The organism is Erwinia sp. JUb26, assembly GCF_003751505.1.
GTDB lineage: Bacteria > Pseudomonadota > Gammaproteobacteria > Enterobacterales > Enterobacteriaceae > Erwinia.
Map to the genome: position 1 here is coordinate 265,980 of NZ_RJVB01000006.1, position 26,327 is coordinate 292,306.

The following is a 26,327-nucleotide window of genomic DNA, read 5'->3' on the forward strand; positions in this document are numbered from 1 at the left end:
TAATGGACTATGAGCAATAATCCATGAAGAAAATGATACCAAATACAAGAATATGTTTCAGAACATATTCCATATATTTCAAAGTATGAATTTCAGGGAACTTTTATACGGCACTTATTGATAACTTATATAGCACCAATAATCAAAAATTAATTTAATTACTAAAAATCAATAATTTAAACCAAAATCCGTGCGCACTGAATGATAAATATTTCCATTCAGCGGAAGCTATAATAATTACGCTATCATCATTTAATTTCATTATTACCTTCATTCCCCCGAATGATTTGTGTCACCCCAAATATTTCCACCGGACTTTATGGTCCGGTTTTTTTTCCCGAAATTCACCTTTCAGAAACTGGAAAATTAATTTCCCACAGAAATTAAATACCTTTTCTCCATCATTCCTGCGCAAAGGAAAAATTATCGACTCCGATTAATCTTCCAATTCACGCGTAATCGCGTTGATTAGCGCGGAATCCCCAGCCGATAACTCATCCCCTTCCGTGACTATCGCAACGCGCGCATCGCAGCGGTTGATGATCCCTTCCTGCTTACGGGTGTCGTTGTCAGCACCTGCCGGAGCCAGGACTCCTCTGGGAAATAACCACTTCCCGACGATTCCGATTCACAGCATTTTCCTTTCGGGCTATTAACTCTGCCTGACGGATGAGATAGCCCTGACGATCGGCAAAGATAGCGCCCCAACGCAGCGTTGCGCTTCTTTACCACCGGCAATTATGGTAAAAAACGGGGTTAACTTTGCACAGGCTGAATGGATAAAATGACAACACTGGAAACGCAAATCTCAGCAACTGAAGCGCGGCTAAATCAGCGGGCCACTCGCGTGGTCTTTTTGATTGCCGGGATTGGCATGTCCGCCTGGGCTCCGCTGGTCCCCTACGCGAAAGATCGTGCCGTGTTAAGCGATGCCTCCTTCGGCACGCTGCTGCTGTTTCTCGGGCTGGGCTCGCTGGTTGCGATGCCGTTGACCGGTATTCTGGTGGGTCGTTATGGCTGTAAGCGAATCATAACCTGCGGCAGTATCCTGTTACTGATGCTGCTTCCTCTGCTGGCCGTGCTCTCCTCCCCCTTCTCGCTCGCGCTCGCGCTGATTGCCTTTGGGGCGTCGATCGGCACGATCGACGTGGCGATGAATATTCAGGCGGTAGAAGTCGAAAAAAGTTCGGGCAAAGCGATGATGTCCGGTTTCCACGGCTTCTTCAGCATGGGTGGTATCATCGGAGCCGGGCTAATGAGCCTGATTCTGGCGCTGGGCATGACGCCGGTCCATGCGGTGCTGGTGATTAATCTACTGCTGATTGCACTTTATCTGTTCTGCCAGAGCCATATCCTTAATGAACGCCTGCATCAGCCGGATACGCCCGTGTTTGTGGTGCCGCGCGGTTGGGTGCTGTTCCTCGGCGTATTGTGCTTTATCCTGTTTCTGGCCGAAGGCGCCATTCTTGACTGGGGCGCGCTGTTTTTAACTCATAACCGTGATATGCCCGCCGCGCAGGCCGGGATGGGCTATGCGGTCTTTTCCGTCGCCATGACCATTGGCAGATTATGCGGCGACTGGGTTGTGTTAAAAGCAGGCCGAACGGCAACGCTGTTCTTTGGTTCACTGTGCGCCGCCGCAGGATTAGGGCTGGCGGTGACCATCGACGACTCGACAATGACGCTACTCGGCTTCCTGCTGGTGGGGTTTGGCGCATCAAATACCGTACCGATTATGTTCAGCGCGGCAGGCAGTCAAAAAACCATGCCGGTCAATCTGGCCATTTCGGCGATGACCACCATTGGCTATGCGGGTATTCTCGCCGGACCGGCGCTGATCGGCTTTATCGCCCAGCTGTCGAGCCTTTCCATCGCGTTTACCGCCGTGGCCGCACTGCTGCTCGTCGTTGCCGCCAGTGCGCGAGCGATTACCCGATGATCGGTGCCAGCGTATGACGACCTATAAATTTCCGCTGACCTCCGCTAACGTTACGCGATTTTTCGTGCTGTTTATTCTGCTGCTACTGTTGGCATCCGGCTTTATGATCCAGAACGCCGTCAGCGCCTGGCTCACGGCCCGGCACTATGTGATGAACGACATCACTCATGTCATGCAAAAGCGCATTGATACGTATCGTTTTGCTACCTGGCAGATTTATGAAAACCTTGCCGCCAGCGCGGCGGGTACCTCTCCGTCCGAAAGCCTGCAGGAAACGCGTTTGCGCCCTGATGTCTACGCGCTGGAAAAGAGCAGGCGTAAAACGGAAGCGCTGATTTTTGGTTCGCACGACAGCGGTACGCTGGACATGTCACTGCGCATGTCCAACTATCTGGACACCCTGTGGGGCGCAGAAAACAGCACGTGGTCGATGTATTTTCTCAACGGCCAGGATAACAGCCTGATTTTGGTATCGACGCTGCCGCTGAAAGATATGGCATCCCGCTATAAAGACAGCGCCATCAGCACCATCGTTGAGGCGCGGCGCGCGGAGATGCTGCAGCAGGCGAATGCGCTGGATGAGCGTGAAAGTTTCTCCCCGCTGCGCCGTCTGAGCTGGCAGAACGACCACTATTTCACCATGCGCACCACCTTTAATCAGCCCGGCCATCTGGCGACGGTGGTGGCGTTCGATCTACCGGTCAACGACATCATTCCTGAAGCCATGCCGCTGGAAAACTTCCAGCTGCGGCAGGATACTTCGCCGGTAGCGGAAGGCAGCGATAGCGAGAATAACAGTAATAAAGCGCGCATCAACTGGGTGAACCCGAATATCGAAATCGCCACCTCGCTTTCCGGCACCCCACTCCAGCTGGTTTATCGCGTGCCGGTGACCGAGCTGGCGCTGGATACACTGCACAATTTGCTCTGGCCGCTACTGGCGAATCTCAGCCTGCTACTGCTGTCGCTGGCCGGTTTGTTCCTGCTACGCCAGCAGTCGCTGCGCCCCAGTGAGAATCAGAGCGCCGAGCTGGAATCCCTGCGCCAGCTGAATGAAGAGATTATCGCCACGCTGCCGGTGGGTCTGCTGGTCTACGACTTCGCCAACAACCGCACCCTGCTCAGCAACAAGATTGCCGAGCACCTGCTGCCGCATTTAAACCTGCAGAAAATCATTAACATGTCCGATCAGCATCAGGGCGTCCTGCAGGCAACGGTGAACAACGAAGTTTATGAGATCCGCCACGCGCGCAGCGCGATTTCACCGCATACGCAGCTGTTTATGATGCGCGACCAGGATCGTGAGCTGCTGGTGAACAAAAAGCTGCAGAAGGCGCAGCAGGTGCTCGATAAAAACCACCAGTCTCGGCAGCAGCTGCTGCAAAATCTGGGTCATGCTCTCCAGCGCCCGCTGAACGACGTGATCCAGCGACTGCTGACCCTGGGCAGTGATTACGATGTTGAATCACTGCATCAGTCTCTGGAATCCGCGCAGTCCCTGGAGCGGCTGATTGACGATATCGTACTGCTTAACCAGCTTGAAACGCTGGACTGGGCACCCGAGGTCAGCCCGTTTAGCCTGCAGGGCCTGCTGGACGAACTGGCTCAGGACGTTCTGCCGGCAATGCGGCGAAAAGGCCTGACGCTGATGATCGCCAACCACCTGAGCAGCGATGAGCTGCGGCTGGGCGATCGGCGCGCGGTGGCAAAAATTCTCTCCACGCTGCTGTACTATGCCATCACCACCACCACGTGGGGGCGGGTCAGCGTTACCGTTGACACGCTGCCGGAAAACCCGGATCGGCTGGTGATTGATATTGTCGATACCGGATCCGGCCTTTCCGCTGATGAAATGGCCAACAACGACTTCCCGTTCCTTGGTGAAACGCATAAAGATCGCTTTGGTCAGGCGTCCGGTATGGCGTTCTTCCTCTGTAAGCAGCTGTGCAAACAGCTCGGCGGCCAGATGGAGATCCACGCGGCGGCGGAGATCGGCTCACGCTACAGCATCCAGCTGCCCATGTCGCTGGAGCCTCAGCAGGATCAGGAAGAGAAGCTGCTGGACGGCGTTAATGCCCTGATTGATATCACCGTTGATGACGTACGCAGAATTGTGGTGCGTCAGCTTGAAGACTGGGGCGCGAACTGCATCACGCCGGATGAACGCTTCTCCGGCCAGCAGCACGATGTGCTGGTTACTGACGATCCGGCGAAACTGACGCCGTGGTCGCTTCTGCTGGCCGATGACGAACCGGGCTTTACGTTACTGGCACACGGCCAGTATCGGGTTAATTTCAATATCAGCAGCGCAATGCAGGACGCACTGCTGCAGCTGATAGAACAACAGCTGGCTCAGGAGGAGTCGGTTGATGACAGCATGGAACCGCAGGATTTGGCACAGCTTTTTGCCAGCGGTTATTTCCAGCTATTTGTGGACACAGTTCCGGATGATGTCAGGAGGTTGTATAATGAGGCAGCAAACAGGGAATACAGTGCGCTTGCTCAGACAGCACACCGGCTGAAAGGTGTGTTTGCCATGCTCAACTTGCTCCCCGGCAAGCAGCTCTGCGAAATGCTAGAGCAGCACATCCGCGAATGTAACGATTCAAACATTAAAAATACCACCAGTGAAATTGACCACTACGTCAACGACCTGCTGCAGCAAGGTAACCCATAATATGAATAACCTGAATGTAATCATTGCCGACGACCATCCTATTGTCCTGTTTGGTATTCGTAAATCCCTCGAGCAAATTGAATGGGTCAACGTCGTTGGGGAATTTGAAGACTCAACGAGCCTGATCAACAGCCTGTCAAAACTTGAGGCCAACGTGCTGATCACCGACCTGTCTATGCCAGGCGATAAATACGGTGATGGCATTACACTGATCAAATACATCAAGCGCCACTATCCTGACCTGTCCATTATCGTTCTGACCATGAACAATAACCCGGCAATTCTCAGCGCCGTGCTGGATCTGGATATCGAAGGCATCGTGCTAAAACAAGGTGCGCCAACCGACCTGCCGAAGGCGCTGGCTGCACTGCAGAAAGGCAAAAAATATACGCCAGAGAGCGTGGCGAAACTGCTGGAGAAAATCAGCGCGGGCGGTTACGGCGACAAACGCCTGTCACCGAAAGAGAGCGAAGTACTGCGCCTGTTTGCGGAAGGCTTCCTGGTGACTGAAATTGCCAAGAAACTGAACCGCAGCATCAAAACCATCAGTAGCCAGAAGAAGTCGGCGATGATGAAGCTGGGCGTGGAAAACGACATTGCCCTGCTGAACTACCTTTCATCCGTCAGCATGTCATCGGTCGATAAAGACTGATCCGCAACGGGGCGGCGCTTTCGGGCCGCCCCGTGCGTATTAATCCGCCCTGCCCTTTCTTACCCGCTCTGCATAAAACGCCAGCGCCTGCTGCAGAACATCCATCGTCACCGGCTTCGACAGACAGTTATCCATCCCCGCCTCCATGCAACGCTGCTTCTCTTCTGCCAGCGCGTTGGCAGTAACGCCGACCACCGGGAAGGTTTGCCCCAGCTGGCGCAGACGCTGAGTCAGGCGATAGCCGTCCATATTCGGCATATTCACGTCGGTCAGCACAATATCGATCTCACTGCGGCTGATGACGTTCAGTGCGTCAACGCCATCCTGCGCGGTTTTCACCCTGTAACCCAGCGAACCCAGCTGATCGGACAGCAGCATACGGTTTATCGGATGATCGTCCACCACCAGAATCAGAATATCGTCGTTGCTGACCGCTCGCGGTTCGGCGGCAACCGCCTGCGGCAGCCCGTCCGGTAGTTCGACTTCAACGCGGTAGATCCGCCCCAGCAGCGCCACCAGTTCGTGAGGCGCAATCGTGCTGTAGATCCAGCGCCCGGCAATCAGCTCCTGCGGCGCGCCGTTATGGCTGCCGTCGAAGCGGATCACCGCACGTACGTCGCTGTCCGGCTGGAAATCATGGTCGGTGATCACTACATCATCCGCGCCATATTCCCCCTCATAGCGATGAACCTGAATGCCCTGCTGCGGCAGCGAGCGGCAGAGGAAATCCGCCAGTGTATCGTTACGAAGCGCCAGCCAGCAGTGTTTGTCCTGTAGCCCTGCATTCAGCACCGGCGCCACGACCTGGCTGTTATAAAGGGGAATGCGGATAATAAACTGGCTGCCCATTCCCGGCTCGGAGTCCACTTCAATATCGCCGTCCATCATGTTGATCAGCTTTTCACAGATTGCCAGCCCCAGCCCGGTTCCCTGGAAATTGCGTTGTACGCCGCTGCCGACCTGGAAGAACGGATCGAACAGCTTGATCACCTCTTTGGCCGGGATCCCCACGCCCGTGTCGCGCACGCGAAACGCCAGATAGCCATCGCGCACGTAGACATGCAGGATAATGCCGCCGGTATGGGTGAATTTAATGGCGTTATTCAGCAGGTTAGAAAGCACCTGCTGCAGGCGCATCGGGTCGCCGTTCAGCGTCACCGGCACCTCGCTGTCGATAAAGCACCACAGCGTCAGGCGTTTCTTAATCACCATCGCCAGATAGTTCGAGGTGATATGTGTGACCACTTCGCGCGGGGAGAACTCGCGCGGTTCGATTTTCAGCTGCTCCGATTCGATTTTGGAGAAGTCGAGGATATCGCTGATGATCTTCAACAGCAGGCTGGAGGAGTTGTTCATCGCGGTGACCAGCGACTCAACGCCCTGGGGCAGGCTTTTGGTTTGCAGCAGATCGAGGTTACCGATAATGCCGTACAGCGGCGTACGCAGTTCGTGGCTCACGGTGGCCAGGAACATCGACTTGGACTGACTGGCCTGCTCCGCCGCCTGCGCCATCTCCTGCAGCGACTCTTCCATCTTCACGCGCGCACTAACGTCCACCAGCACGCAGATAGCGACGTTTTCGTTGCGATAGCGGGAGTGAACAAAGCTGATTTGCAGGTTGGTATTACTGCCGGTCAGTACATCCACCAGATTAGCCTGCTGGCCACAGATAATTTCGGTCAACCGCTGGCGATCTTCCTGCGTCAGGATAGTGAGATAGTTGTGCGCCAGCTCGTTACTGAGGATATTCGTGCCGTCGCTGGTTCGCAGGATACAGATCCCCACCGGGGCGGAAGCGACGATTTTACGGTTAAACTGCTCGTGTTCTTCCAGGCGGTGCGCGTTATCCTCCGCCGGTAAAAACATCCGCCGCTCCAGCAGCCATGCCAGGGTAAACAGCAGCAGTGCGCTTATCAGGTTCAGCAGCACCGCATTGACGATGAGGATCTTCAGCTGTTCCACCATCACATCGGTCGGCACGGAATACACCACGCTAAGGGAAGAAGGCGGCAGGCTCTTCTTCATAATCAACTGTTTATAGCCCTGCACATAGCCAAACCAGCCGTCGTCATCCGGTAAATCATCGGATGAAAACGCCGGACCGCCGCGCGCTGAGGACAGCACTCGCTGATTATCTTCATCGACCAGCGTCACCGTTACCGGCAGGCTTCCCGGAGTAATAAAATCTTCCATGCGAATGGTCTGCTCGATGCCAAGCAGCGCCGCCACTTTATTCGCGATGTAAACCGGGGTAATCATGTAGTAGTAGCCGACGCCGGGCTGCGCCGCCGGAGCCACCCAGAAGAGACTACTTTTACGCTCATCCTCATTGCCGTTGCGGTACTTGAGGATACGCTCATTCAACAGTTTTAATGCCCTTTCACGGTCCACCGAGGCGTTGCCGACGCCAAAGTCGGCCAGGCACTGGCTTTCGCCGCCCACAAAGAAGACCCGGTTCAGATCGTAGGCCGTGGCAAAGTTATCCTTCCAGTAGTGCAGGAAGTAGCTGAGGGATTCGAGAGAGCTGCGCCACGTATTGCTCATCGCGCTACAGTCGGAATCGGCATACAGCGGATAAAACTGCGGCGTGGCGGTTTTACCCGGGAAGACGCCGCTTAACAGATCGAGCCCGTTGCTGGCGGCATTCAGCCGGTTCTCGGCAATAAACTTCAGCTCGCGGGTGACATCCGCCGAGTGCCGGACATACCACTGCGTTTGGTCGTAGCTGGTGTTAAACTCCTGACGGACCTGCGATTCTCTTTCATGCAATACATTGATAATGTAAAACGCGGTCAGCAGCGCACCCAGCGTCCACAACATCAACGCCAGCGCGCGGAACAGATAGCGGGAAATTCTTAACGTGGTGCGGAAAGAGACGAGATATTTCAAATGGAACCCACTGGCGTCCGAAACAGGCTGATGGTAGAAAACGTGCCGATACAGTAGCGCCAGCTTGCTAAAAAAGCCAGTTTGCACCACAGACTCAGCGCGTTAATTCAGTCTGTTCTGAAGGGGATTTCCGCCACTCCGTCGGAGTTGTACCGCAAACCCGGCGAAATTCGCGATTGAAGTTGGATTTCGTCTGGAATCCGACCTCCTCCATAATCTCAATAATGGTACTGTCTTCTCCCCGCAGGCGCTCGCAGGCCTCTGTAATCCGCCAGCCGTTAACATATTGCGACACACTTTGCTGCCGCAGCGCATTAATCGCCGCTGAAACACGCCGCGCCGGGATCCCGGCTTTACGCGCCAGTAGCGCCAGATTTAAGTCTGCCCGCCGGTACAGGCCATCCTGCATCAGACGCTCGATGCACAGCAGAATATCGAGATCCCCGGTTTCGGGCTGTCCTGGCACAACGGGTTTAGACTCAGACTCACATTCCGGCACGGCGTGATGCGATGGTGCCAGCACCAGCGGCAGCGATAAAACCGCACAGACCAGCAGATTCCCACAAAACAGCAGCAGCTCAACACCTGCCCCACCGGCAACGTTAACCAGCAGCGACACGATCACATCCAGTAGCGCCACCGAAATCAGCACGATCGCCAGCCAACGCCAGGTTTTAACGGTGAGCGTGCTGCGCTCCAGCATCACCATTGGCAGCGCATCGCTGCCTGCCTTGAGCGAAAACAGCATCAGACCCGCGCAGGTCAACCAGATAACCGGCATCAGCACATCTATAGCCTGTGGCAGCCCGATGACGACCGCCACCATCAGCAATACCGGCAGTGCGCTAACACCGTAGCGCAGCGGCTTTCCCTGCTGCTCCATCAGCGCCAGCAGGCAGGCGATCGGCAGCATGGCACCGGTGATCGGCTGCAGCTTATGCCAGACGCCGCTGTTCAACAGCGTACTGATTCCTGCATTCAGGCTGTGGACCAGGCAGAGCAGCAGCAGAATGCGCCACACCCATCCCGCCTGCCAGCGTTTAATCAGCAGCAGCAGGCAAATCAGGCTCAGCAAAAAATTAATCGGTATCAACATAGGACTCTATCGCGATCGAGGACGCCAGGCGGCGCTAACAAACTGATAATGGGCTCTTTATACACAAGGAGAGAAATTAATGCGCCTGTTTATTTACCTGGTCCTTTTACTCATTCCCGTCAGCGGCTGGAGCTATAGCGTGGGAAGCCGACTGGAAACGCTGGAAAACATCTCCTCGGGACGAGATCTCAAGGTGCGGCTGTTTTATCCCACCTCTGGCAGAGGCGAACCGCAGCTGATGGGCAACAATAGTGTATTTACCGGATACAGAGCGATCCCCGATGCCCCGCTCGCCAGCGGCCACTTCCCGCTGATTTTATTAAGCCACGGTAGCGGAGGGAATAATACGAATCTTGCCTGGCTGGCGACGGCACTGGCAGAACGCGGCGCTATCGTGGTGGCGGCCAGCCATCCCGGAAGTACCACCGGGGATTCACGGCCCGAAACGGATCTTACGCTGCAAACCCGTGACCTGTCGCTGATACTGGATCACTATCTTACTGACTCCGCATGGAAGAACGCCATTGATGCAACGAAAATCGGCGCGGCAGGCCACTCCAAAGGCGGTTACAGCGTGCTGGCGCTGGCGGGCGGATTGATTAACCGCCAGCGCTTAGATCATTACTGTGAGGCTATGCCGCAGATGCCGGACTGCCGCTTCTACAAGCAGAACGGCGTACAGTTGGAGAAAACCGATGATGCCCGCCTCGCGGCTAACTATCGCGATCCGCGCATTAAATTTGCCATCGCGCTCGATCCGGGGATGAGCTATGTCCTGACGCCGGAAAGCCTGAAGGCCATTTCCATTCCGGTGTTGACGATTGCCGCAGGCTATTACAGCCGGCCAACGGGAAAAATGACGCTGGGAACGGAGAAAATACCCACTCCGAGGATCGTCATTCAGCAGGCCGGGCACTTTGATTTCCTGCCGGTCTGTCAGCCGACGGCAGAGAAGATTCTGGCTGAAGAAGGGGAAGCATTTATCTGCGATACTCCCGCGTCGCAGCGGGAGTTGATTCACCAGCAGACGATCACCGCAATTACAGTGTTTCTCCAGCACCTGGGAATTGAAAGTACCGCAAAAAATCCTTAGCCGCTAAACGCAGAGGGAGGTTCGGCTGAGAGTTCAGGCCCCAGCTCTCCCAGCGAGCCATGCTTCATCAGAATGTCATGCATCCTGCTCGCATTCGATTGCATAATCGCTTTCGCTTTGTTCACAATGTCGTCCCGGCTGGGGCGACCTGTTATCTGGCTTTTCGCCTGATTTCTTCCCTTTTTTTTCGATGACATAAACAGCCTCCTGCACCCATGTCCGATGGTAATAAAAACCTTTTTTCACCGCATAGCGCTGTAAAAGGTTATCGTAAATGTTCCAGCTCACGGCGAGTAAACGCCATCCGTTTATCCGGCTCAAACCGGCCACACAACTCAAGAGAGAATAACGCATCAAGAGTATAAAAACTAACCATCCAGCAGCAATTTCGTAAATACTCTTCTGACCAGACTTCATCAAATACACAATACATCGACTCATTCAGTCGGGCGATTTCCACAACGTATTCATTATTCTTTCCATCACGCTTATCCACGCTCACCAGATAACTCACCGCATCACTCAGCATGGGAGTTGAAAACTTTCTGACGGTAATATGCATAGCCACCTTTCCTTTTGTGTGCTGTGCATCTTTATCAGCTTTGGTCACCGCCGTCAGACAGAGGGGATATTTCTGCGTAACCTCTTCCAGTCTTCAATTTTTGGCAATAAAAAAGCCGGTTCATCTGAACCGGCTTTTCTCACTGGCAAGCATCAACGATTACTCGTCATCTGCCTCGGGGGCATCATCATCGGTGTCCACTTCCGGGGCGATCTCGTCATCCCCTTCCGCGACGCTACCGTCGATGGCATCCAGCTCTTCTTCCGCAACCGGTTCGGCTACGCGCTGCAGGCCCACCACGTTTTCTTCTTCCGCAGTACGGATCAGAATAACGCCCTGGGTGTTACGGCCAACCACGCTGACTTCCGAAACGCGCGTACGCACCAGCGTACCGGCATCGGTAATCATCATGATCTGATCGCTGTCGACCACCTGTACCGCACCGATAACCGGTCCGTTGCGATCGGTGACCTTGATCGAGATAACGCCCTGCGTTGCACGCGATTTGGTTGGGTATTCCGTATTAGCCGTACGCTTACCGTAACCGTTCTGGGTCACCGTCAGGATCGCGCCGTCATCACGTGGCACAATCAGTGACACCACGCGATCGCCTTCGGCCAGCTTGATGCCGCGCACGCCGGAAGCGGTACGGCCCATGGCACGTACGGCGCTTTCCGCAAAGCGCACCACTTTACCCGCGGCGGAGAACAGCATCGCCTCATCGCTGCCGTTGGTCAGCGACACGCCGATCAGTTCGTCGTCGTCACGCAGGTTGACGGCAATGATACCGGCGCTGCGCGGACGGCTGAACTCGGTCAGAGCGGTTTTCTTCACGGTACCGCTGGCGGTCGCCATAAAGATGTTCCAGCCCTCGGCGTATTCACGCACCGGCAGAATCGCGGTGATACGCTCGTTGGCCTCAAGCGGCAGCAGGTTGACGATTGGACGTCCACGCGCACCACGGCTGGCTTCCGGCAGCTGATAAACCTTCATCCAGTAGAGACGGCCACGGCTTGAGAAGCACAGAATAGTATCGTGCGTGTTGGCAACCAGCAGGCGGTCAATGAAGTCTTCTTCTTTGATGCGCGCTGCCGATTTACCTTTACCACCACGGCGCTGAGCTTCGTAGTCGCTCAGCGGCTGGTACTTAACATAACCCTGATGCGAAAGCGTAACCACAACATCTTCCTGAGTGATCAGGTCTTCGATGTTGATGTCGGCGCTGTTCGCGGTGATTTCGGTGCGGCGCTTATCGCCGAACTGATCGCGGATCAGCTCCAGCTCTTCGCGGATCACTTCCATCAGGCGGTCGGCGCTTTCCAGAATGCGCAGCAGTTCAGCGATCTGCATCAGCAGTTCTTTGTACTCGTCCAGCAGCTTCTCATGCTCAAGGCCGGTCAGTTTCTGCAGGCGCAGATCCAGAATCGCCTGAGCCTGCTGCTCGGTGAGGTAGTACTGACCGTCGCGAATACCGTACTGCTCTTCCAGCCATTCCGGACGCGCGGCGTTGTCACCGGCACGTTCCAGCATCGCAGAAACGTTGCCCAGCTCCCACGAACGCGCAATCAGCCCCGCTTTTGCTTCAGCAGGCGATGCCGCACGACGGATCAGCTCAATGATCGGGTCGATGTTGGCCAGCGCCACGGCCAGCGCTTCAAGGATGTGCGCACGATCGCGTGCCTTGCGCAGCTCGAAGATGGTACGGCGGGTAATCACTTCACGGCGGTGACGCACGAAGGCTTCAAGAATATCCTTCAGCGGCATAATTTTAGGCTGGCCCTGATGCAGCGCCACCATGTTAATACCGAAGGAGGTTTGCAGCTGCGTCAGCGAGTAGAGGTTGTTAAGAACCACTTCACCGACCGCATCGCGCTTCACTTCAATCACGATGCGCATGCCGTCTTTATCGGACTCATCGCGCAGTGCGCTGATGCCTTCAAGACGTTTTTCTTTAACCAGTTCGGCCATTTTCTCAATCAGGCGCGCTTTGTTCACCTGATATGGAATTTCGTGCACGATAATGGTTTCGCGACCGGTTTTAGCATCGGCTTCAACTTCAGCGCGCGCGCGAATGTAGATCTTGCCACGGCCGGTGCGGTAGGCCTCTTCAATGCCACGACGGCCATTGATGATTGCCGCCGTCGGGAAGTCCGGCCCCGGGATGTGCTCCATCAGTCCTTCAACGGTGATGTTCTCATCTTCGATAAAGGCCAGACAGGCGTTGATCACTTCGGTCAGGTTATGCGGAGGAATGTTGGTCGCCATCCCCACGGCAATACCGGAAGAGCCGTTCACCAGCAGGTTAGGCACCCGCGTTGGCATCACTTCCGGGATCTGCTCGGTGCCATCATAGTTTGGCACAAAATCGACGGTCTCTTTTTCCAGATCCGCCAGCAGTTCGTGGGCGATTTTAGACATGCGCACTTCGGTGTAACGCATCGCTGCAGCGGAGTCGCCGTCGACGGAACCGAAGTTACCCTGGCCATCCACCAGCATGTAACGCAGGGAGAACGGCTGTGCCATACGCACAATGGTGTCATACACGGCAGTATCGCCATGCGGGTGATATTTACCGATAACGTCGCCGACAACACGGGCGGATTTTTTATACGGTTTGTTCCAGTCGTTACCGAGAACGTTCATGGCGTAAAGCACACGGCGGTGAACCGGCTTTAGACCATCACGAACGTCTGGTAATGCGCGGCCAACGATGACCGACATGGCATAATCCAGGTAAGAGTTCTTTAACTCTTCCTCGATATTAACCGGTGTGATTTCTCTGGCTAGGTCGCTCATGGAGCCGCTATCCCTCTAGATTATTCCCGGATTCAAAGGTGCGAAAGTATATCACACTGCGCCCAGGTGGTGAATGGAAAGCGTTAGTTTGGCCGCTTTATTGCATTCTGACGCTGCGGTGGCCCGCAGCGTTGCCCACAGGCATCGCGAAACATGTATACTGCAGCAAACTTTGGCTGGAGTAATAACCCAATGAATAAAGAACAAAACGGGGCCGCACAGAACGTTGATAGCGGTGAAATTGCTAAATTTGAAGCCGTTGCTTCGCGCTGGTGGGATCTGGAAGGCGAGTTCAAACCGCTGCATCGCATTAACCCGCTGCGCCTTGGCTATATTGCGCAGCATGCCGGTGGGCTGTTCGGTAAGAAAATCCTCGACGTTGGCTGCGGCGGCGGGATCCTGGCGGAAAGCATGGCGCGTGAAGGTGCGATCGTGACCGGGCTTGATATGGGCGCGGAGCCGCTGCAGGTTGCCCGCCTGCACGCGCTGGAAAGCGGTGTCAAAATTGATTACGTCCAGCAGCTGGTTGAAGAGCACGCCGAGCAGTTTGCCGGCCAGTACGACGTGGTGACCTGCATGGAAATGCTGGAACACGTCCCGGACCCGTGCTCGGTGGTTCACGCCTGCGCTAAGCTGGTGAAGCCCGGCGGCGAGGTGTTCTTCTCCACGATTAACCGCAACAGCAAGGCCTGGCTGATGGCGATCGTCGGTGCGGAATACGTTCTGCGCATGGTGCCGCGCGGTACGCACGACATTAAGAAGTTTATTCGCCCGGCCGAGCTGCTGAACTGGGTGGATGAAACCACGCTGCGCGAACGCCATATGATTGGCCTGCACTACAACCCGCTGACCAACCACTTCAAGCTGGCACCCGGTGTCGACGTCAACTATATGGTGCATACGCACCGCGTTGAGTAAAATTTCAGCCCCGGTCACCCGGCCGGGGCTTTTTTTCGCAGCCTGCCCTTTGCTACAAAATTCCGCCCGATCGCAATCGCATTAGAGCCAGAAAAATCTGTAAATTTCAACGCTGCGCAATATTTCCGCGCTCGATCATATTTAGAAAAAAAATCTTTTCCCATTGACATCGACCTTGGGCCTTGAGAAACGCGGACTTAGCCAAAATGCCCCTGCGCCGACAGCAATTTTCAGTGAAAATCAAGGCTTGTTAACCCCACGAAAGTTACTAGAATACTCACCATATTGTTATCCATTCTTCTCTCAGCCCCTATATATAGTGTTTATCCACAGAGTTACTCACAACGAGCAAGCTGTGCATAAACGTGGGGATTATTTGTTTAAAACAGGTAAAACGCGACATGAATCAGAGTCTGCTTGTCACTAAGCGCGATGGCCGTACCGAACGCATCGATCTAGATAAAATCCACCGTGTGCTCGATTGGGCTGCCGAAGGGCTGCAAAATGTCTCCGTCTCTCAGGTTGAACTGCGTTCGCATATCCAGTTCTACGAAGGTATCCGTACTTCTGATATCCATGAGACGATTATCAAGTCTGCGGCCGACCTGATCTCACGCGATGCGCCTGATTACCAGTATATGGCCGCCCGCCTGGCGATTTTCCACCTGCGTAAAAAAGCCTACGGCCAGTTCGAGCCGCCGAAGCTGTTCGACCAGGTTTCGCGCATGGTGGAGATGGGCAAGTATGACCGTCACCTGCTGGAAGACTACAGCCGCGAAGAGTTCGAGCAGATGGACGGTTTCATCGACCACTGGCGTGATATGAACTTCTCCTACGCGGCGGTTAAGCAGCTGGAAGGGAAGTATCTGGTGCAGAACCGCGTAAGCGGCGAAATTTATGAAAGCGCCCAGTTCCTCTACATTCTGGTCGCCGCCTGCCTGTTCTCCGGCTACCCGCGCGAAACGCGCCTGGACTTCGTTAAGCGTTTCTACGATGCGATCTCCACGTTTAAGATCTCTCTGCCGACGCCAATTATGTCCGGCGTACGTACCCCAACCCGCCAGTTCAGCTCCTGCGTGCTGATCGAGTGCGGCGACAGCCTGGATTCGATTAACGCCACCTCCAGCGCAATCGTGAAATACGTTTCACAGCGTGCCGGTATCGGCATCAACGCGGGTCGCATCCGCGCGCTGGGCAGCCCGATTCGCGGCGGTGAAGCGTTCCACACCGGCTGTATTCCGTTCTACAAGCACTTCCAGACCGCCGTGAAATCCTGTTCCCAGGGCGGCGTACGCGGCGGTGCGGCAACGCTGTTCTACCCGATGTGGCACCTGGAAGTGGAAAGCCTGCTGGTGTTGAAAAACAACCGCGGCGTCGAAGGTAACCGCGTGCGTCATATGGACTACGGCGTGCAGCTGAACAAGCTGATGTATCAGCGCCTGCTGAAGGGGGAAGAGATCACCCTGTTCAGCCCGTCCGACGTCCCGGGTCTGTACGATGCCTTCTTCGCGGATCAGCCAGAATTTGAGCGTCTGTACACCAAATATGAGAAAGACGACAGCATCCGTAAGCAGCGCGTGAAAGCGGTCGATTTGTTCTCGCTGATGATGCAGGAACGCGCCTCTACCGGCCGTATCTACATTCAGAACGTGGACCACTGCAACACCCACAGCCCGTTCGATCCGGCTATCGCGCCCGTTCGCCAGTCTAACCTGTGCCTGGAAATCGCGCTGCCGACCAAGCCGCTGCTGGACGTGAATGACGAAAACGGTGAGATCGCCCTGTGTACGCTTTCCGCGTTTAACCTGGGTGCGATTGAAAGCCTTGACGATCTGCGCGAGCTGGCCACGCTGGCGGTCCGCGCACTGGATGCCCTGCTGGATTATCAGGATTATCCAATCCCAGCCGCTAAACGCGGTGCTATGGGTCGTCGTACCCTCGGTATTGGCGTGATCAACTTCGCCTACTACCTGGCGAAAAACGGCGTGCGCTATTCCGACGGCAGCGCCAACAACCTGACGCACAAAACCTTCGAAGCGATTCAGTACTGGCTGCTGAAGGCCTCTAACGACCTGGCTATCGAACAGGGTGCGTGTCCGTGGTTTAACGAAACCACCTATGCGCAGGGTATTCTGCCGATTGATACCTACAAGAAAGATCTGGATGCGATCAGCAACGAGCCGCTGCATCTGGACTGGGAAGCGCTGCGCGAGTCGATCAAAACTCACGGCCTGCGTAACTCCACGCTTTCAGCCCTGATGCCGTCGGAAACCTCTTCGCAGATTTCTAACGCCACCAACGGCATCGAACCGCCGCGCGGCCATATCAGCATCAAAGCGTCTAAAGACGGTATTCTGCGCCAGGTGGTGCCGGAGTATGAGCGTCTGAAGGACAACTACGAACTGCTGTGGGAAATGCCGAACAACGACGGCTATCTGCAGCTGGTGGGTCTGATGCAGAAGTTTATCGATCAGGCAATTTCATCTAACACCAACTACGACCCAACGCGCTTCGCCAACGGTAAAGTGCCGATGAAACAGCTGCTGAAAGATCTGCTGACCGCCTATAAGTTCGGCGTGAAAACGCTGTACTACCAGAACACCCGTGATGGTGCGGAAGATGCACAGGATGATCTGGTGCCTTCAGTTCAGGATGACGGCTGCGAAAGCGGCGCCTGCAAAATCTAATCTTCAGGGGGCCATCGCTGGCCCCCTCCCTGATTTCCTGTAGCACGATTCAGCTACCACGACGGATAATTGTTTATGGCTTACACCACGTTTTCACAGAACAAAAATGACCAGCTGCTGGAGCCGATGTTTTTTGGTCAGTCGGTCAACGTTGCCCGCTACGATCAGCAAAAATACGATATCTTTGAAAAGCTGATTGAAAAGCAGCTCTCCTTCTTCTGGCGTCCGGAAGAGGTGGATGTTTCACGCGATCGTATCGACTATCAGGCGCTGCCGGATCACGAAAAGCACATTTTCATCAGTAACCTGAAGTACCAGACGCTGCTGGACTCGATTCAGGGGCGCAGCCCTAACGTGGCGCTGCTGCCGCTGATTTCGATCCCAGAGCTGGAAACCTGGATAGAAACCTGGGCGTTCTCAGAAACGATCCACTCGCGTTCTTACACCCATATCATCCGCAATATCGTTAACGATCCGGCCGTGGTCTTTGACGACATCGTGGCTAACGAGCAGATCCTCTCCCGCGCGAAGGATATCTCCGGTTACTACGACGATCTGATCGAGATGACCAGCTACTGGCATCTGCTGGGTGAAGGTACCCACGAGGTGGCCGGCAAAACCGTCACCGTCAATCTGCGTTCGCTGAAAAAGCAGCTGTATATCTGCCTGATGAGCGTCAACGCGCTGGAAGCCATTCGTTTCTACGTCAGCTTCGCCTGTTCATTTGCCTTTGCAGAACGCGAACTGATGGAAGGCAACGCCAAAATCATCAAGCTGATCGCTCGTGATGAAGCCCTGCACCTGACAGGCACCCAGCACATGCTGAACCTGCTGCGCAGCGGTGAAGACGATCCGGAAATGGCCGAGATTGCCGAAGAGTGCCGCCAGGAGTGCTACGATCTGTTCGTGCTGGCAGCCGAGCAGGAAAAAGAGTGGGCGGAATACCTGTTCAGCGGCGGCTCAATGATCGGTATGAACAAGGATATCCTGTGGCAGTACATTGAATATATTACTAATATTCGTATGAACGCCGTGGGTCTGGATTTGCCGTTTAAAACCCGCTCCAACCCAATCCCATGGATTAACTCCTGGCTGGTGTCGGACAACGTGCAGGTGGCACCGCAGGAAGTTGAGGTCAGCTCCTACCTGGTCGGCCAGATTGATGCGGAAGTGAATACCGACGATCTCAGCGACTTCGAACTGTAAATGACGCGTTCGATTATTACCCTGCGTGCTTCCGGCACGCAGCTGGAGTGCAGGGAGCATCATCCCTCCCTGCTCGCCGCGCTTGAGGCGAATAAAGTCTGCATAGAGTATCAGTGCCGGGAAGGCTACTGCGGTTCGTGCCGTACCCGCCTGCTGAAAGGCGAAGTCAGCTACGCCAGCAAGCCGCTGGCGTTTATTCAGCAGGGCGAGATCCTGCCCTGCTGCTGCCAGGCAAAGGGCGATATCGAGATCGAACTGTAATTCGGCGGTTTCCCACCGGAGAAAAAATCCCGTTCCTATCCTGGCAACCGCCGCGTCGCTGCCCGTCCTGTCTGCCTGCCGTTACAGTGTTTCCACCACGTCAATCCAGCCGTGGCCGGTGGTGACCGTCTGACCATTCAGCCAGCGGCGGAGCATGTTCAGCGCCAGCATGGCGACCATATCCTGCCGGGCTTTCAGACCGTGGCGGCTGACGTTAAATTTCACGCGCTGAGCAAAAACGCCGTCCGGCGTATTCAGCGCAAAACCCAGCTTATCGTCTTCGATCCCGCCAACAATCAGCACCACCTGCGCATCGTTTTCCTGTGCCAGCACGCGGCTGCGATCCGCCAGCTGCTTCAGGGACTCCGGACGATTGGGCAGCACGTTACCCGCGTTGAGTGCGGCCCCGGCTGAAACCAGCTGCCACTGCAGCAGCCCTGCGGTGAACTGTTCGCTAACGCAGAGCGACAGCTCGCGTTCGCCCAGCCGACGCGCCAGCTGCTCCGGCAGCCCCTCCAGACCTTCGAAAATCACGCTGTCACCGGCGATTTCACGCACCTGCTGCCAGAACTGCTCCATCTCGGCCAGCTTGTCCGCCGGACCGTTCAGCTTCAGTTCAATAATCGGCATCGAAGCGCGATAGCCCACCACCACGCCTTCCGGCAGCGGCAGCGGTTCTATAGCCGAAGCCAGATCGCTTTCACCACGGCCAAAAGTGGTCATTCGCAGGCACAGCGGCGGTTCGGGTAACTGATAACGGGATTTGAGGCGTGGCAGGATTTCGCCGGTAACCATCGTTTTAAACTCTGACGGCACGCCGGGCGTGAAGAAAATCCAGCAACGGTTCAGCTGAATCGCAAAACCACAGGCGGTGCCCACCGGGTTATCCAGCATTTCAGCGCCGACCGGGATTTCGGCCTGCTTGCGGTTGCTGGGGGCCATCGGTTTGCCGCGGCTGGCGAAGAACGCTTCCATTTTGGCCAGCCACTCCGGGTGGATCTGAAGGCCGACGCCGGCCGCCGTTGCCGCAGCCAGCGAGCTGAGATCGTCGCTGGTCGGGCCAAGGCCACCGTTAACAATCAGCACATCGGCGATTTTACTGCGCTCGGTCAGCACGCTGACCAGCTCCGGGAGGCTGTCACCCACCGTCTGGCGGCTGGTCATCGGTAAACCGTTTTCGAACAGCACCCCCGCCAGCCATGCGGCGTTGGTATCCACGATCTGACCGTGCAGCACTTCATCACCAGTGGCAAGCATTTCCACTCTTATCATTTTTATCTCCGGGTTTCTCAGGTCTTTACACTGTAAGAAGCCCGCCCGATAAAAACAATGCGATTTTCCCCTCTATTTCCGATCGCGGAGCCAGGCCTGCAGCCGGTGACGCGACGGCTTAATGCCCTCTCCTGCCAGCTCTGGCAGTGGATACCAGGCGACCGGATGCTGATAGTTCGCCAGTTGAGGGGCCGCCCAGCCCGCAAGCTGATTTAAAGCGATGTCGCCCGCCACCAGCGCGACCGGGCGCTGGCCGTATTCGCTATCCGTCTGCGGCACGACGACGGCCTGCGTAACGGCCGGGTGCGCCAGCAGCACCCGCTCAATCACCTCGGGCTGCACCGCCTCGCCGCCGCAAAAAAACAGGTTATCGCGTCGCCCGTCAATCCACAGTTTGCCCTGATGCCAGTGGCCCAGATCGCCCGTGTGCAGCCAGCCATCGTCGTCGGTTAACGGCTGCAACACGCCATCAAGCCAGTAGCCCTGCGCCAGCGTCGGTGAGCGCAGCCAGATTTCATCCGCCACCAGATGCAGTTCCTGCCCCGGCAGCGGCGCACCGGTACTGCCGGAGCCGTCCGCGCGACCGGCACACACCGTCGACGCGCTTTCCGTCAGGCCATAGCCGCACCAGCAGCGGATCCCGGCGGCCTCCGCCCGACGGGTCAGCTCTGCTGGAATGGCCGCCCCGCCGAGCAGCACGGCACGCAGACCGGAGGGCAGCGTAGGCTGATTGAGTAAACGCCACAGCTGAGTTGGCACCAGCGAGGCAAAGCTGCTGCGCGCCAGCCCCGCCGTCATATCACGTGACTCCTCAACGACCAGCGTTGCCCCGGCGGACAGCCACCGCCAGACGATGCCCATCCCGGAAACGTGAAACAGAGGCAACGACAGCAGCCAGCGATCCCGTGGGGTGAAATCCATCAGGCCGATAACCGCCGCCGCGCTGTGCAGGTGAGCGTCAAAAGTGTGTACCGCCGCTTTCGCCCGTCCGGTCGTTCCTGAGGTCAGCGTCAGCGTCGCCAGCGCATCCCGCTGCCAGGGGTGATGAACACGCCCGCAGGACGTTTCCAGGTACAGCGGTGCCGTCTGAGGAACCGCAGGTGCATCGATGCTGAGGGCAAACGATACGCCCAGCCCCGGTAACAGCTGATTCAGCTGCAAATCGGGCAATTGCGGATTGAGCACCAGCACTCTTGCGCCGCACGCCAGCAGGCTCAGCCACGCCAGTAGTGCCTGCAGGCCGTTGCGGCTGCGCAGAGCCACCACCATTTCGGGCTTCACGCCCTGCAGATGGAAGCCATTAGCGTACCCGGCAATGCGCTCGACCAGTTGGTGCCAGTTGAGCGTTTCATCACCGCTGTCAATGGCCGTCGCCTGCGGGTAACGCTGCTGCCAGTGCATCCAGGGCCAGTCGTTTATTGCTGCCACAGACATTGCAGTTCCTCCATCCCTGAAAGCGGTAATGTGCAGCCCGGCCACTGACGCAGCAGCTGTTGCTGCATCAACGACAGCGTATCCAGCCCGGGTACGGTTCCCGGCGTCAGCCACTGCGCCAGCCGCGCCATCTGCGTCAGGCCAAGGCTGGACTCCAGCGCGGAGCTGATTACCGGGATTAACCCCAGCCGCTGCGCCGCTGCGACCTTCTGCTGCACCTTGTGAATGCTGCCGGTCAGCGTGGGCTTGATCACCACCGCCCTGACGCCCGGCTGCGCGCTCAGCAGCGAGGCATCCTCACGCAGGCTTTCATCCCAGGCAATCGCAATACCGGTCTGCCGCGCAAAGGCCTTGCTCTCCACTACCGTGCGGCACGGCTCTTCCAGGAAAGCGATGCGCCCGCGCAGCTCGGTGGATACATAGCGGGCAAACTGTAAGGCTTTTTCCAGCGTCCAGCTGCGGTTTGCATCCAGGCGCAGGGTCAGATTCGGCAACGCCTCCAGCAGCAGATTCACCTGCATTCCGTCACGCACCGCCTCATACAGCCCCACTTTTATTTTTGCCAGCGGGGCAGGCTGACTCTGTAAGCGGTTAAACAACTCATCCGGATCGCCGCTGCACAGCAGCGCGCTCTGCCAGTTCCCTTCAGCGGGCAGTTGCCCTTCCAGCTCGGCCAGCGCACAGCTGATACCGAAAGCCACTGAAGGCAGCGGGCTTTCGGGCGGCTGTTCCCCGGCACACCAGCGATCCAGCCACTTTACGGCCTGCTGCTGCGACTGCCCGTTCGTCTCCGTGCTGAAATGCGGCAGAGGGGCGATCTCCCCCCATCCTTCACCCCGTTCACTGACCAGCCTCACCAGCATTCCCTCGCGGCTTTTCACCCGCCTGTCGCGCAGGATGACGCCCGCGTCCAGCGCGATCTGATAGCCAAACAGCGTTGCGCTGCGCATCATGGATTACGCCTGAAAGAAGAGAAATCTGGCTGGCGCTTCTGGTTAAAAGCGTTGCGCCCCTCCTGCCCCTCTTCAGTCATGTAAAACAGCATGGTGGCGTTACCGGCCAGCTCCTGCAATCCGGCCTGTCCGTCACAGTCGGCGTTCAGTGCTGCCTTCAGGCAGCGCAGCGCCATCGGGCTGTTTTGCAGCATCTCGCGGCACCAGCGCACCGTTTCCGGCTCAAGCTGCGCCAGGGGTACCACCGTGTTGACCAACCCCATATCCAGTGCCTGCTGCGCGCTGTACATCCGGCAGAGGAACCAGATCTCACGCGCCTTTTTCTGCCCGACAATACGCGCCATGTAGGCCGCACCCCAGCCGCCGTCAAACGAACCAACCTTCGGCCCGGTCTGACCAAACTGCGCGTTATCCGCCGCGATGGTCAGATCGCACATCATATGCAGCACGTGGCCACCGCCGACCGCATAGCCCGCTACCATCGCCACAACGGGTTTGGGACAGGTGCGGATCTGGCGCTGGAGATCCAGCACGTTAAGGTGATGTACCCCGGCGTCGTCCTGATAGCCGCCGTAATCGCCGCGAACTTTCTGATCGCCCCCGGAGCAAAAAGCCAGATCGCCTTCCCCGGTCAAGATAATCACGCCAACCGCCGGATCGCGGCGGGCATCGTCCAGCGCCTGCTGTATTTCCGTTATCGTCAGCGGGCGAAAGGCATTCCGCACCTGCGGACGATTAATGGTGATTTTAGCGATGCCATCCGCCGTTTTGTGATAGCGGATGTCGCTGAACTCCAGCGGTGCCGGCAGCCACTGCGCCGGGGCAGTCAGCATGGATTCGTCGGGATAAATCATAGGAGCTCCTGTTAATTGTGATTCAGCAACAGCGAAAGCTGGTGGGCAAACACCATCGGATTTGCCAGGTGAGTGTTGTGTCCGGCATCGCGGATGACCACCGGAGCCAGGCCCGACTGCCGCGCCAGCTGTAAGAATTTGAGGTCCCATTCACCGCACAGGTAATGGAAGGGCATCGTTTTTTTCCGCAGTTCAGGCAGAAGATCGGGCTGAACAGAGAGCGAGGTGGCTTCCAGCATGCTCGCCAGCCCCTCCGCGCGATTGTTCAGCCGACGGGCAATCATTGCCTGCCGCTGCGGATTGGTGAATTCGGCAAACACCGGCTGTTGATACCACTGGCTGAGCACCAGCGGCAAGGGCTGCTGGCGGAAGCGCTGCGCCCAGCCAAAATCGTGCTCGCGGCGTGTTTCACGCTCGCTTTGACGAGCGAGGCCAAAATGACCGGCTTCGGCCAGCAGCCCGCACAGCCTGCCGTCATCGTGGCGGCAGGCGTGATAAAACGCCAGACGTGCGCCAAGGGAGTAACCAATCAGCCAGTAACTGTCGACCTGATGGTGGTTGAGCGTCGCGGTCAGCCGCTGCGAGAGTTCGTCGAAGCCGCTGACGGTTTGCCCCTGTGAACCGCCGTGGCCCGGCAGGTCAATGCTGAGCAGCGGCCAGTGCCTGAAATAGTGCTGCACCGGCAGCCAGTCATCTGCGCTGCCCAGGAAACCATGCAGCCAGACCAGTACCGGCCTGATGCTATGATGATGCCCCTGCCAGCGCGCATGTAAAATCACAGCGTCATCACCTCTCTGAGCAGGCTTGCCAGGGTCTGCGCCCCCGCATCGCCGTCGCAAACCACTTCCACCAGCGTGACGCCGCGCGTGAATCCCTCAGCGACCGCCTCTTCGAGCACCTGCCAGTTTTCCGCGCGCCGGTAGTTCAGGCCAAACGCCGCCGCTGCGTGGCTGAAATCAATCCGTGGCGGCATAGCGAAGAAGCGCTCGCGTTCGCGCTGTGGCGTCGGCAGCAGTGAGAAAATCTGCCCGCCCTGGTTGTTAATCACCAGCACCACAACCGGGGCGGAAGCCTGCTGAAGGAGTGCCAGACTGTTTAAATCATACAGCGCGGAGAGATCCCCCAGCAGCAGCAATAGCGGCTGCCCGAGTCCACGCTGAACGCCTGCGGCCGAAGCAATCAGCCCGTCGATACCGCTGGCACCGCGGTTGCTGTAAACCGGGTAGCCTGCAGGCAGGCGGGCCAGCGCATCCACCAGCCGGATAGCCAGGCTGTTGCCGAGAAACAGTACGCCCTTCTCCGTCAGCAGTTCTGGCAGCCGCTGCGCCAGCTGCGCCTCGCCAAAAGCGGTCAGATGCTGTGTAAGGTAGCGGCCGGTCCGATCTGCCAGTACCTGAAGCTGCGGGCACCAGGGCTGTCGCGGCATCGCCGGATGGCTGTCCAGCCATTCCCCCGCACGGGCCTGAACCCGAATGCCCTGATGAAAAGCGGGATCGCGCGGGCCGGGTAACGGATCGATCAACCACCATTTCGCCGACCTGCACTGCTGCTGGAACTGTAAGAGGTTACGGCCGGTCAGGCTGCTGCCGAACTGTATCACCAGCTGTGCTTCATTCAGGGCTTTACGGGCCTCAGGATGCCCCAGCCAGAGTGCAGAAAACGGCAGCGGCTGGCCGCTCTGTGACAGAACGTCGCCAAGAAGCGGCCAGCCAAGCTGTTCAGCCCATTCGGCAATCTTCTGCCCCTCGGCGGCACTGACTCTGCCTACGATCGCCACGCCCCGTAACTGACGGGCAAAGAACCAGTCCGGCATCAGCGGAACGCCCGGCACAGCAGGATAGCGGAGCCAGGGATCCGGGCTGTGCCACCACTCGCCCAGCTCATTAGCCCACGCCAGATATTCCCCTTCATCATCACCATACAGCGGCTCGGCAAACGGGCAGTTGATATGCACGGCACCGTTTTTCTGCCCTGCCAGCAGCGTATCCAGCGCAGACACCAGCCAGCGCGCAGGAATTTCGGGAGTCGGTCGGGGAAGATTCAGAGTGGCAGTAACGTGGCTGGCAAAAATGCCCGGCTGTTTGATGGCCTGATTAGCACCGCAGCCAATCAGTTCAGTCGGCCGATCGGCGGTAATCGCCACCAGCTTTTCGCCACCCTGACCGGCTTCCACCAGCGCCGGATGGAGATTCGCAACGGCCGTTCCAGAAGTCACCACAATAGCGACCCGCTGCCCGCTGCTTTTTGCCAGCCCCAGCGCTAAAAAGCCGAGGCCGCGCTCGTCGAAGTGGGTATGGCAGACCAGCTTTTCATTGGCGGCGGCGGCCAGCGCCAGCGGCGCGGAGCGCGATCCGGGGGCAATACAAATGTGCCGGATATCGTGCCGCGTTAGTGCTTCTGTCAGAACCGTTGCCCAGCGGCGATTGAACGTTGCGTGCGACATTGCCACTCCAGATCAAATTGACTGAAGTCATTATAAGCAGGCACTTTTGCGATCTTCTTGATTTGAACCCGTATTTCGCCGGTTTTAGTCGGAGTAAAAGCAGGAGATTTTCGAGAGGGATAATGCGGAGAAATCAGGTGCCCTTGGGCGGGCACCCGGGTGAATGGGGTTAGCGGCGGGCCAGCAGCAGTCCGATCACCAGACCCAGCGTGGCACCCACACCAATACCCTGCCACGGCTTATCGTGCACGTAGTCATCGGCGCGGGAAACGGCCTGACGAGCACGGTAGTAATAGGTATCAGACGCATTGCTGATGCGCGATTTCACTTCATGAAGTGAGTTTTCCGCTCTCGCCTTCAGTTCAACATACTTCTGGTCAGCCGGATCGCCCGATGACTTCAACACTTCTTCCAGCGTTTTGGTCAGCAAAGCCAGATCGTCATCCAGTCGAGTCTCATGCGGTTCAGTCTGTGTAGCCATTGTCATCCTCCGTGGGCGAATTACATATTGCTTGCTGAGTAACTATAGACCCTATTTTTCGCGCTGCATGGCAAAAAGGGCCCGTACACTTCCACAACCCGGATGCCGGGCTCT

20 protein-coding genes are annotated in these 26,327 nt (G+C 56.9%); 8 read left to right on the forward strand and 12 right to left on the reverse strand.

Going from position 1 to position 26,327, the window contains the following annotated elements; all coding sequences use genetic code 11:
• The first annotated feature begins 784 nt into the window (after positions 1-784).
• From EC836_RS16755 to rcsB, 3 genes are read left to right on the forward strand one after another with little or no spacing between them, the layout of a single operon-like run.
• Positions 785-1,939: an MFS transporter gene (locus EC836_RS16755; protein WP_123335402.1), complete on the forward strand. Its 1,155-nt coding sequence runs from the start codon at positions 785-787 to the stop codon at positions 1,937-1,939.
• 13 nt (positions 1,940-1,952) lie between these two features.
• Positions 1,953-4,616 carry a phosphotransferase RcsD gene (gene rcsD / locus EC836_RS16760; RefSeq protein ID WP_123335148.1) on the forward strand — a complete coding sequence of 888 codons (2,664 nt, stop codon included), beginning with the start codon at positions 1,953-1,955 and terminating at the stop codon, positions 4,614-4,616.
• A 1-nt stretch (position 4,617) separates the two neighbouring features.
• Positions 4,618-5,268 (forward strand): response regulator transcription factor RcsB, encoded by a 651-nt coding sequence (gene rcsB / locus EC836_RS16765; RefSeq protein WP_123335150.1) that lies wholly within the window; start codon positions 4,618-4,620, stop codon positions 5,266-5,268.
• A 39-nt stretch (positions 5,269-5,307) separates the two neighbouring features.
• Here the strand turns inward: rcsB and rcsC are convergent, their stop codons facing one another.
• Both rcsC and EC836_RS16775 read right to left on the reverse strand, forming a co-directional pair.
• A complete protein-coding gene (gene rcsC, locus EC836_RS16770; protein WP_199735214.1) occupies positions 5,308-8,157 on the reverse strand; it encodes a two-component system sensor histidine kinase RcsC in 2,850 nt (949 codons plus the stop codon).
• Between the two features lie 94 nt (positions 8,158-8,251).
• Positions 8,252-9,253, reverse strand: a complete 1,002-nt coding sequence (locus EC836_RS16775; RefSeq protein ID WP_123335155.1) for an AraC family transcriptional regulator — start codon at positions 9,251-9,253, stop codon at positions 8,252-8,254.
• Between the two features lie 79 nt (positions 9,254-9,332).
• Here EC836_RS16775 and EC836_RS16780 point away from each other — a divergent pair, with 79 nt between their 5' ends.
• Positions 9,333-10,346 (forward strand): hypothetical protein, encoded by a 1,014-nt coding sequence (locus EC836_RS16780; RefSeq protein ID WP_123335157.1) that lies wholly within the window; start codon positions 9,333-9,335, stop codon positions 10,344-10,346.
• Here the strand turns inward: EC836_RS16780 and EC836_RS16785 are convergent.
• The 3 genes from EC836_RS16785 to gyrA form a co-directional block, all read right to left on the reverse strand.
• A complete protein-coding gene (locus tag EC836_RS16785) occupies positions 10,343-10,543 on the reverse strand; it encodes a hypothetical protein (RefSeq protein ID WP_123335159.1) in 201 nt (66 codons plus the stop codon). The two genes, EC836_RS16780 and EC836_RS16785, sit on opposite strands and share 4 nt — an antisense overlap.
• 68 nt (positions 10,544-10,611) lie before the next feature.
• Positions 10,612-10,908 carry a hypothetical protein gene (locus EC836_RS16790; RefSeq protein WP_123335161.1) on the reverse strand — a complete coding sequence of 99 codons (297 nt, stop codon included), beginning with the start codon at positions 10,906-10,908 and terminating at the stop codon, positions 10,612-10,614.
• 159 nt (positions 10,909-11,067) lie between these two features.
• Positions 11,068-13,704, reverse strand: coding sequence for a DNA topoisomerase (ATP-hydrolyzing) subunit A (gyrA, locus tag EC836_RS16795; protein ID WP_123335163.1), 2,637 nt, complete (start codon positions 13,702-13,704; stop codon positions 11,068-11,070).
• Positions 13,705-13,896: 192 nt separating this feature from the next.
• On the opposite strand from gyrA, the gene ubiG reads away from it, so the two are divergent.
• The 4 genes from ubiG (at position 13,897) to yfaE (ending at position 18,776) form a co-directional block, all read left to right on the forward strand.
• A complete protein-coding gene (gene ubiG / locus EC836_RS16800; protein ID WP_123335166.1) occupies positions 13,897-14,622 on the forward strand; it encodes a bifunctional 2-polyprenyl-6-hydroxyphenol methylase/3-demethylubiquinol 3-O-methyltransferase UbiG in 726 nt (241 codons plus the stop codon).
• A 401-nt stretch (positions 14,623-15,023) separates the two neighbouring features.
• Positions 15,024-17,309: a class 1a ribonucleoside-diphosphate reductase subunit alpha gene (nrdA, locus tag EC836_RS16805; RefSeq protein WP_123335168.1), complete on the forward strand. Its 2,286-nt coding sequence runs from the start codon at positions 15,024-15,026 to the stop codon at positions 17,307-17,309.
• A 75-nt stretch (positions 17,310-17,384) separates the two neighbouring features.
• Positions 17,385-18,515, forward strand: a complete 1,131-nt coding sequence (gene nrdB, locus EC836_RS16810) for a class Ia ribonucleoside-diphosphate reductase subunit beta (protein WP_123335170.1) — start codon at positions 17,385-17,387, stop codon at positions 18,513-18,515.
• Positions 18,516-18,776, forward strand: a complete 261-nt coding sequence (gene yfaE / locus EC836_RS16815; RefSeq protein WP_123335172.1) for a class I ribonucleotide reductase maintenance protein YfaE — start codon at positions 18,516-18,518, stop codon at positions 18,774-18,776.
• An 81-nt stretch (positions 18,777-18,857) separates the two neighbouring features.
• Here yfaE and EC836_RS16820 read toward each other — a convergent pair whose 3' ends face one another.
• The 7 genes from EC836_RS16820 to elaB form a co-directional block, all read right to left on the reverse strand.
• The gene (locus tag EC836_RS16820) at positions 18,858-20,048 is read right to left on the reverse strand and encodes a nicotinamide mononucleotide deamidase-related protein YfaY (protein WP_123335174.1); all 1,191 of its coding nucleotides are present in this window, start codon (positions 20,046-20,048) and stop codon (positions 18,858-18,860) included.
• A 72-nt stretch (positions 20,049-20,120) separates the two neighbouring features.
• A complete protein-coding gene (gene menE / locus EC836_RS16825) occupies positions 20,121-21,476 on the reverse strand; it encodes an o-succinylbenzoate--CoA ligase (RefSeq protein ID WP_123335406.1) in 1,356 nt (451 codons plus the stop codon).
• Entirely contained in the window at positions 21,464-22,432 is a 969-nt protein-coding gene (gene menC / locus EC836_RS16830) for an o-succinylbenzoate synthase (RefSeq protein ID WP_123335404.1), read from the reverse strand. Before menC ends, menE begins: the two co-directional genes overlap by 13 nt.
• Positions 22,432-23,289 (reverse strand): 1,4-dihydroxy-2-naphthoyl-CoA synthase, encoded by an 858-nt coding sequence (gene menB, locus EC836_RS16835; RefSeq protein ID WP_123335176.1) that lies wholly within the window; start codon positions 23,287-23,289, stop codon positions 22,432-22,434. Before menB ends, menC begins: the two co-directional genes overlap by 1 nt.
• Positions 23,290-23,300: 11 nt before the next feature.
• A complete protein-coding gene (gene menH, locus EC836_RS16840) occupies positions 23,301-24,068 on the reverse strand; it encodes a 2-succinyl-6-hydroxy-2,4-cyclohexadiene-1-carboxylate synthase (RefSeq protein WP_123335178.1) in 768 nt (255 codons plus the stop codon).
• Entirely contained in the window at positions 24,065-25,732 is a 1,668-nt protein-coding gene (gene menD / locus EC836_RS16845; protein WP_123335180.1) for a 2-succinyl-5-enolpyruvyl-6-hydroxy-3-cyclohexene-1-carboxylic-acid synthase, read from the reverse strand. The genes menH and menD overlap by 4 nt, the downstream gene beginning before the upstream one ends.
• Before the next feature lie 169 nt (positions 25,733-25,901).
• Positions 25,902-26,213, reverse strand: coding sequence for a stress response protein ElaB (gene elaB, locus EC836_RS16850; RefSeq protein WP_123335182.1), 312 nt, complete (start codon positions 26,211-26,213; stop codon positions 25,902-25,904).
• Positions 26,214-26,327 lie beyond the last annotated feature (114 nt).